The organism is Stenotrophomonas maltophilia group sp. LNF247 (assembly GCF_054083135.1).
The window spans coordinates 1-8,245 of record NZ_JBSRQL010000038.1 but is presented as its reverse complement, the minus strand read 5'-3'; the positions used below and the strand labels follow the sequence as shown (position 1 = coordinate 8,245).

General features: G+C 63.2%; 6 protein-coding genes. All 6 read left to right on the top strand.

Annotated elements, in window-relative coordinates:
• Positions 1-234, top strand: a 234-nt coding sequence (locus tag ACTXG9_RS19525) for a DNA-directed RNA polymerase subunit beta (RefSeq protein ID WP_457654819.1), incomplete at its 5' end; no start/stop codon positions are given.
• An 89-nt stretch (positions 235-323) separates the two neighbouring features.
• Positions 324-4,547, top strand: coding sequence for a DNA-directed RNA polymerase subunit beta' (rpoC, locus tag ACTXG9_RS19520; protein ID WP_019662236.1), 4,224 nt, complete (start codon positions 324-326; stop codon positions 4,545-4,547).
• A 322-nt stretch (positions 4,548-4,869) separates the two neighbouring features.
• Complete coding sequence (rpsL, locus tag ACTXG9_RS19515; RefSeq protein WP_004145320.1) at positions 4,870-5,244, top strand: 30S ribosomal protein S12; 375 nt, start codon at positions 4,870-4,872, stop codon at positions 5,242-5,244.
• 12 nt (positions 5,245-5,256) lie between these two features.
• A complete protein-coding gene (gene rpsG / locus ACTXG9_RS19510) occupies positions 5,257-5,730 on the top strand; it encodes a 30S ribosomal protein S7 (RefSeq protein ID WP_004145321.1) in 474 nt (157 codons plus the stop codon).
• A gap of 141 nt (positions 5,731-5,871) precedes the next feature.
• On the top strand, positions 5,872-8,013 hold the full coding sequence (fusA, locus tag ACTXG9_RS19505) for an elongation factor G (RefSeq protein WP_019662237.1): 2,142 nt from the start codon (positions 5,872-5,874) through the stop codon (positions 8,011-8,013).
• A gap of 52 nt (positions 8,014-8,065) precedes the next feature.
• On the top strand, positions 8,066-8,245 hold a 180-nt coding region (locus tag ACTXG9_RS19500; protein WP_227843741.1), incomplete at its 3' end, for a GTP-binding protein.

Sequence of the window (8,245 nt, the reverse complement as noted above, 5' to 3'; positions counted from 1 at the left end):
GGCGGCCAGCGCTTCGGTGAAATGGAAGTCTGGGCGCTGGAAGCCTACGGCGCGGCCTACACCCTGCAGGAAATGCTGACGGTGAAGTCCGACGACGTGCAGGGCCGCAACCAGATGTACAAGAACATCGTCGACGGTGAGCACGAGATGGTCGCGGGCATGCCGGAATCCTTCAACGTGCTCGTGAAGGAAATCCGCTCGCTGGCCATCAACATGGAACTGGAAGACAACTGATCCATGCCGGCGCGGCGGCCTCCACCGCCGCGCCGCTGGCAGTGAACTGAAAGCCCATCGACACAGCATTCCTCCTTCTGGAGAACACCATGAAAGACCTGCTCAACCTCTTCAACCAGCAGCGCCAGACGCTGGACTTCGACGCGATCAAGATCGCGCTGGCCTCGCCGGACCTGATCCGTTCGTGGTCCTTCGGCGAAGTGAAGAAGCCGGAAACCATCAACTACCGCACCTTCAAGCCGGAACGCGACGGCCTGTTCTGCGCCGCCATCTTCGGACCGGTGAAGGACTACGAGTGCCTGTGCGGCAAGTACAAGCGCATGAAGCACCGCGGCGTGGTCTGCGAAAAGTGCGGCACCGAAGTGACCCTGGCCAAGGTGCGCCGCGAGCGCATGGGCCACATCGACCTGGCCTCGCCGGTCGCCCACATCTGGTTCCTGAAGTCGCTGCCGTCGCGCATCGGCCTGATGCTGGACATGACCCTGCGCGACATCGAGCGCGTGCTGTATTTCGAAGCCTACGTGGTGACCGAGCCGGGCCTGACCGCCCTGGAACGCCGCCAGCTGCTGACCGAGGAACAGTACCTGCAGGCCCGCCAGGAGCACGGTGACGACTTCGACGCCGCGATGGGCGCCGAGGCCGTGTACGAACTGCTGCGCACGATCGACCTGCAGTCGGAAATGACCCGCCTGCGCGAGGAAATCGCCGCTACCGGTTCGGAAACCAAGCTCAAGCGCCTCACCAAGCGCATCAAGCTGATCGAAGCCTTCCTGGAATCGGGCAACCGTCCGGAATGGATGGTCATGACCGTGCTGCCGGTGCTGCCGCCGGACCTGCGTCCGCTGGTCCCGCTGGATGGCGGCCGCTTCGCGACCTCCGACCTGAACGACCTGTACCGCCGCGTCATCAACCGCAACAACCGCCTGCGCCGCCTGCTCGAACTGAGCGCGCCGGACATCATCGTGCGCAATGAAAAGCGCATGCTGCAGGAGTCGGTCGATGCGCTGCTGGACAACGGCCGTCGTGGCCGTGCCATCACCGGCACCAACAAGCGCCCGCTGAAGTCGCTGGCCGACATGATCAAGGGCAAGCAGGGTCGCTTCCGCCAGAACCTGCTCGGCAAGCGCGTCGACTACTCGGGCCGTTCGGTCATCGTGGTCGGCCCGTACCTGCGCCTGCACCAGTGCGGCCTGCCGAAGAAGATGGCGCTCGAGCTGTTCAAGCCGTTCGTCTTCGCCAAGCTGCAGCGTCGTGGCCTGGCCACCACCATCAAGGCCGCCAAGAAGCTGGTCGAGCGCGAAGAAGCCGAAGTCTGGGACATCCTGGAAGAGGTCATCCGCGAGCATCCGGTGATGCTGAACCGTGCGCCGACCCTGCACCGTCTGGGTATCCAGGCGTTCGAGCCGGTGCTGATCGAAGGCAAGGCCATCCAGCTGCACCCGCTGGTCTGCACCGCGTTCAACGCCGACTTCGACGGTGACCAGATGGCCGTCCACGTGCCGCTCTCGCTGGAAGCCCAGCTGGAAGCGCGTGCGCTGATGATGTCGACCAACAACATCCTGTCGCCGGCCAACGGCGAGCCGATCATCGTACCGTCGCAGGACGTCGTGCTGGGTCTGTACTACATGACCCGCTCGCTGGAGAACAAGAAGGGCGAGGGCATGGCCTTCGCCAACATCGCCGAAGTCAAGCGCGCCTACGACAACCGCGTGGTGGAACTGCACGCCAAGGTCAAGGTCCGCATCACCGAGGTGGTGACCGACGAAGATGGCAACAAGCAGAACAAGACCTCGATCGTGGACACCACGATCGGTCGCGCCCTGCTGGCTGAAATCCTGCCGGAAGGCCTGCCGTTCGCACTGGCCAATGTCGAACTGACCAAGAAGAACATCAGCCGCCTGATCAACTCCAGCTACCGCCAGCTGGGCCTGAAGGACACGGTCGTGTTCGCTGACAAGCTGATGTACACCGGCTTCGCCTACGCGACCCGTGCCGGCGTCTCGATCGGCATCGACGACATGCTGATCCCGGACGAGAAGAAGGGCATCCTCACCGAGGCCGAAGCCGAAGTGCTGGAAATCCAGGAGCAGTACCAGTCGGGCCTGGTCACCGCCGGCGAGCGCTACAACAAGGTGGTCGACATCTGGTCGCGCACCAACGAGCGCATCGCCAAGGCGATGATGGACACCATCGGTACCGAGAAGGTGGTCAATGCCAAGGGTGAGACCATCGACCAGAAGTCGATGAACTCGCTGTACATCATGGCCGACTCCGGTGCGCGTGGTTCGCAGGCGCAGATCCGTCAGCTGGCCGGCATGCGCGGCCTGATGGCCCGCCCGGACGGCTCGATCATCGAGACGCCCATCAAGGCGAACTTCCGCGAAGGCCTGAACGTGCAGGAGTACTTCAACTCCACCCACGGTGCCCGTAAGGGTCTGGCCGATACCGCGCTGAAGACCGCGAACTCGGGTTACCTGACCCGTCGTCTGGTCGACGTCGCGCAGGACGTGGTGATCACCGAGGTGGATTGCGGTACCACCGAAGGCCTGATCATGACCCCGATCGTGGAAGGCGGCGACGTGGTCGAGCCGCTGAAGGACCGCGTGCTGGGTCGCGTGGTGGCCGAGGACGTGTTCCTGCCGGGCAACGATGAAGATCCGATCGTCACCCGCAACACCCTGCTGGACGAAGCCTGGGTGGCCAAGCTGGAAGATGCCGGCGTGCAGACCATCAAGGTCCGCTCGACCATCTCCTGCGAATCGGCCTTCGGTGTCTGCTCGCGCTGCTACGGCCGCGATCTGGCCCGCGGCCACCTGGTCAACATCGGTGAAGCGGTCGGCGTCATCGCCGCCCAGTCCATCGGTGAGCCGGGTACCCAGCTGACCATGCGTACGTTCCACATCGGTGGTGCGGCGTCGCGAGCTGCTGCGGTCGACAACATCACCGTCAAGACCACCGGCTCGGTCAAGTTCAGCAACCTCAAGTCGGTCGAGCACGCCAACGGCTCGCTGGTGGCGGTGTCGCGCTCGGGCGAAATCTCGGTGCTCGATGCCCACGGTCGTGAGCGTGAGCGTTACAAGCTGCCGTACGGTGCGACCATCACGTCCAAGGACGGTGATGCGATCAAGGCTGGCCAGACCGTGGCCAACTGGGATCCGCATAACCACCCGATCGTGTCGGAAGTGGCCGGCTTCATCCGCTTCATCGACTTCGTCGACGGCATCACCGTCATCGAGAAGACCGACGAGCTGACCGGCCTTGCCTCGCGCGAAATCACCGATCCGAAGCGTCGTGGTACCCAGGCCAAGGACCTGCGCCCGATCGTGCGCATCGTCGACGCCAAGGGCAATGACCTGTCGATCCCGGGCACCGATCTGCCGGCGCAGTACCTGCTGCCGCCGCGCTCGATCGTCAACCTGCAGGACGGCGCTGCCGTCGGCGTGGGTGACGTGGTCGCCAAGATTCCGCAGGAAGCGTCGAAGACCCGCGACATCACCGGTGGTCTGCCGCGCGTGGCCGATCTGTTCGAAGCCCGCAAGCCGAAGGATCCGGCGGTGCTGGCCGAGCGTTCGGGCATCATCAGCTTCGGCAAGGACACCAAGGGCAAGCAGCGCCTGATCATCAAGGACACCGATGGTTCGGAGCACGAAGAGCTGATCCCGAAGTACCGCCAGGTCATCGTGTTCGAAGGCGAGCATGTCACCAAGGGTGAAACCATCGTGGACGGCGAGCCGAGCCCGCAGGACATCCTGCGCCTGCTGGGTGTCGAACCGCTGGCTGCCTACCTGGTGAAGGAAATCCAGGACGTGTATCGCCTGCAGGGCGTGAAGATCAACGACAAGCACATCGAGGTGATCACCCGCCAGATGCTGCGCAAGGTCGAGATCACCGACCAGGGCAGCAGCAAGTTCCTGAACGGCGAACAGGTGGAGCGCCAGCGCGTTATCGAGGAGAATGCGCGCCTCGCGGCCCGCAACGAGCTGCCGGCTCGTTTCGATCCGGTGCTGCTGGGTATCACCAAGGCCTCGCTGGCGACTGAATCGTTCATCTCGGCCGCGTCGTTCCAGGAAACCACCCGTGTGTTGACCGAGGCGGCCGTCCGCGGCACCTCGGACAACCTGCGCGGCCTGAAGGAAAACGTCATCGTGGGTCGCCTGATTCCGGCCGGTACCGGCCTGGCGTACCACAGCAACCGCCGCCGCGGCGCCTCCGGCCTTACCGAGTCGGAAATGCAGACCCTGGCCGGCACTCCGGCTGCGGTCGAGGCAGCGGTGGTTGAAGCCGAAGCTGAACAGGCCTCGGGCGAAGAATGATGCATCCGGTCCGGCCGCAAAGCCGGACCACCCGGGCGGTAGAGTCGACTGTTGGTCGACTGCCATCGAGAGTCGGCTAACAGTCGACTCTACCGGCGCAGGGCAGGGTGGACCTCGTGGTTCACCCCGCCAACCTGAACGGGGTACATGGAGGCCCCCCAGTAACGTTCCGGGATCAGGAGCGGGCTTGACAGGAGGCGTTTGACTGCTTTCCTGGCAGGTTGCTACAATCGTCTGTCTCAGCAGGCCAGAATTTTGGCCTGCTTTAACATTTCCGCATCTCTGGCCGGATTTTCCGGCCACCAATCAGAAGAACCTACTGATGGCGACGATCAACCAGCTGGTCCGCAAGCCGCGGCAAGCGACCACCTACAAGAGTGCCTCGCCGGCGCTCGACAAGTGCCCGCAGCGCCGTGGCGTCTGCACCCGTGTCTACACCACCACTCCGAAGAAGCCGAACTCGGCTCTGCGCAAGGTTGCCAAGGTCCGCCTGACCAACCAGGAAGAAGTGATTTCCTACATCGGTGGTGAAGGCCACAACCTGCAGGAGCACTCCGTGGTCCTGATCCGCGGCGGTCGCGTCAAGGACCTGCCGGGTGTGCGTTACCACACCGTTCGTGGCTCGCTCGACGCCGCCGGCGTTGCCAAGCGTCGCCAGGCCCGTTCCAAGTACGGCGCCAAGCGTCCGAAGGCATAAGGAGAGAGCACAATGTCGCGTAAGGGTAATACTCCGCAGCGTTCCGTCCTGCCCGATCCGAAGCACGGAAGCGAAACCATCGCCCGTTTCATCAACATGGTCATGCAGAGCGGCAAGAAGTCCGTCGCCGAGAAGATCGTGTACGGCGCCATGGACGTGATCACCGAGAAGAACAGCAGCGCCAACGCCATTGAACTGGTGCAGAAGGCTCTGGACAACGTCGCTCCGGCGGTCGAAGTCAAGTCGCGCCGCGTCGGTGGTGCCACCTACCAGGTGCCGGTCGAAGTGCGTTCGTCGCGCAAGATGGCCCTGGCCATGCGCTGGCTGATCGACTCCGCGCGCAAGCGCGGCGAGAACACCATGCCGAAGAAGCTGGCTGCTGAACTGATCGACGCCTCGGAAAACCGTGGCGGCGCCATCAAGAAGCGCGAAGAAACCCACCGCATGGCCGAAGCCAACAAGGCATTCGCCCACTACCGCTGGTGAGTTTGACGGCCTTGTAAAACAGGCAGGGCAGCACCACTTCGGTGCGTGCTGCCTCGCGGTCCCAGAAAGACTGCGCCAATCCGAAGGCCGCCGAAAGGCGGCGTTCGGCCATCCGAAATCCAAGAAATCTGAGAGGCTCCCGTGGCCCGTTCCACTCCCATCGAGCGTTACCGTAACTTCGGCATCATGGCTCACATCGATGCCGGCAAGACCACCACGTCCGAGCGCATCCTGTTCTACACCGGCAAGAGCCACAAGATCGGTGAAGTGCACGACGGCGCCGCCACCATGGACTGGATGGAGCAGGAGCAGGAGCGTGGCATCACGATCCAGTCCGCTGCCACCACCGCGTTCTGGAAGGGCATGGACAAGTCCCTGCCGGAGCACCGCTTCAACATCATCGACACCCCGGGGCACGTCGACTTCACCATCGAAGTTGAGCGCTCGCTGCGCGTGCTCGACGGTGCCGTCTTCGTCCTGTGCGCCGTCGGTGGCGTGCAGCCGCAGTCGGAAACCGTGTGGCGCCAGGCCAACAAGTACCACGTGCCGCGCATCGCGTTCGTCAACAAGATGGACCGCACCGGTGCCAACTTCCAGAAGGTCGTCGGCCAGCTGAAGGCCAAGCTGGGCGCGGTTGCCGTGCCGATGCAGCTGCCGATCGGCGCTGAAGACAACTTCAAGGGCGTTGTCGACCTGCTGAAGATGAAGGCCATCCACTGGGATGAAGCCTCGCAGGGCATGAAGTTCGAGTACAGCGACATCCCGGCCGATCTGCAGGCGGCTGCGGAAGAAGCTCGCCAGTTCATGGTCGAGACCGCTGCTGAAGCCAGCGAAGAGCTGATGGAAAAGTACCTGGGCGGCGAAGAGCTGGCCGAGGCCGAAATCATCAACGCGCTGCGTACCCGTACCCTGGCCACCGAGATCGTGCCGATGTACTGCGGCTCGGCCTTCAAGAACAAGGGCGTGCAGGCCATGCTGGACGGCGTGATCCAGCTGCTGCCGTCGCCGGTCGACGTGCCGGACGTGAAGGGCGTGGACGTTGACGACGACACCGTCGAAATGACCCGCAAGTCGGACGACAAGGCGCCGTTCTCGTCGCTGGCCTTCAAGATCATCACCGACCCGTTCGTCGGCGCGCTGACCTTCTTCCGTGTCTACTCGGGCACCCTGAACGGTGGCGACACCGTGCTGAACTCGGTGAAGGGCAAGAAGGAGCGCATCGGCCGCATCCTGCAGATGCACTCGAACAACCGCGAGGAAATCAAGGAAGTTCTGGCTGGTGACATCGCTGCTGCCGTGGGCCTGAAGGACACCACCACCGGTGACACCCTGTGCGCCGTGGATGCCCCGATCATCCTGGAGCGCATGACGTTCCCGGAGCCGGTGATCTCCATGGCCGTCGAGCCGAAGACCAAGTCGGACCAGGAAAAGATGGGTCTGGCGCTGGGTCGCCTGGCGCAGGAAGATCCGTCGTTCCGCGTCAAGACCGACGAAGAATCCGGCCAGACCATCATCTCGGGCATGGGCGAGCTGCACCTGGACATCATCGTCGACCGCCTGAAGCGCGAGTTCAACGTTGAAGCCAACGTCGGCGCGCCGCAGGTGGCCTACCGCGAAACCATCACCCTGGCTGACGTCAAGTCGGACTACAAGCACGCCAAGCAGTCCGGTGGTAAGGGTCAGTACGGTCACGTCGTGATCGAGCTGTCGCCGATCACCGCTGAAGATCGTGCCGATCCGAAGATCGCTCCGATGATCAAGGACGATTTCCTGTTCATCAACGACATCACCGGCGGCGTGATCCCGAAGGAATTCATTCCGTCGGTTGAAAAGGGCCTGCGCGAAACCATCACCAGCGGCCCGCTGGCTGGCTTCCCGGTCGTGGACGTCAAGGTGAAGCTGGTGTTCGGTTCGTACCACGACGTCGACTCCTCGGAAATGGCGTTCAAGCTGGCTTCGTCGATGGCCTTCAAGCAGGGCTTCGCCAAGGCCAAGCCGGTGCTGCTGGAGCCGATCATGAAGGTCGAGATCGTGACCCCGGAGGATTACCAGGGTGACGTGATGGGCGACGTCAGCCGTCGTCGCGGCGTGCTGCAGGGTTCCGACACCACCGGTGACGGTTCGGCCAGCATCATCAACGCGATGATCCCGCTGGGTGAAATGTTCGGCTACGCCACTGCGCTGCGTTCGCAGACCCAGGGCCGCGCCACCTTCACCATGGAATTCGATCACTACGAGCCGGCTCCGACCAACATCGCCGAAGCCGTCATGAAGAAGGGCTGAGCCTCGCTCAGCCTCTCTTGAAACCATTTACGAACAATCAAGGTATAGAACAATGGCAAAGGGTAAGTTCGAGCGCACCAAGCCGCACGTCAACGTCGGCACCATCGGTCACGTCGACCACGGCAAGACCACGCTGACCGCTGCACTGACCAAGATCGGTGCCGAGCGCTTCGGTGGCGAGTTCAAGGATTACTCCTCGATCGACGCCGCTCCGGAAGAAAAGGCACGTGGT